We start from the raw sequence: 803 nt of genomic DNA, 5'->3' as shown, positions 1-803 counted from the left end.
GGCAAGGCGGGACGCGGCCGCGTGCTGATGACGGCAGGCGCCTCGCTGATCGGGCTCGCCTTCGCCGGACTGGCCCATGCCCTGCCGACGGGCGGAGCGGTAGTCGACGGCAAGGGCACGATCCAGGCCGAAGGCCAGCAGATGATCGTGGACCAGCAGAGCCACAAGCTGATCACCAACTGGGAGAGCTTCAACGTCGGCGCCCAGGAAGGCGTCACCTTCCGCCAGCCCGACCAGAACGCGATCGCGCTGAACCGCGTCATCGGCAATGAAGGCAGCAGCATCCTGGGCCGCATCGACGCCAACGGCCAGGTCTTCCTGGTGAACCCGAACGGCGTGCTGTTCGGCCAGGGCGCGCAGGTCAACGTGGGCAGCCTGGTCGCCTCGACCCTGGACATCGGCAACGAGGACTTCAAGGCGGATCGCTACGTGTTCAGCGGCGACTCGGCTGCGCACGTCGTCAACGCGGGCGCGATCACAGCCGCCACGGGCGGCGCCGTGGAGTTGCTGGGAGCGCAAGTCAGCAACACTGGCACGATCCAGGCCCCCGAAGGCCACGTCGGCTTGGCTGGCGCCACCAGCGTCCGCCTGCACTTCGACAATGGCAGCCCCGTCTTCCTGCAGATCGATCGCGGCGCGACGGACGCGCTGGCTCACAACAGCGGAGTGATCAAAACGGCGAGCGGCGCTGCACAACTGAGCGCGAACGCGACCAACACGGCCCTGCGCACCGTGGTCAACAACGAAGGCACCATCGAAGCCACGACCCTGAAGGCCGACAAGATCGGCATGATCTACCTGCA

General features: G+C 67.1%; 1 protein-coding gene. It reads left to right on the top strand.

Annotated features, from left to right (window positions below; genetic code table 11):
- The coding region (locus AC6LJ9_RS30610; RefSeq protein ID WP_498150448.1) for a two-partner secretion domain-containing protein at positions 1 to 803 on the top strand (803 nt) is incomplete at both ends.

Source organism: Achromobacter sp. 1011811831 (assembly GCF_059760905.1).
The sequence above is the reverse complement of the archived record's forward strand: the minus strand, read 5'-3'. Positions and strand labels throughout refer to the sequence as shown.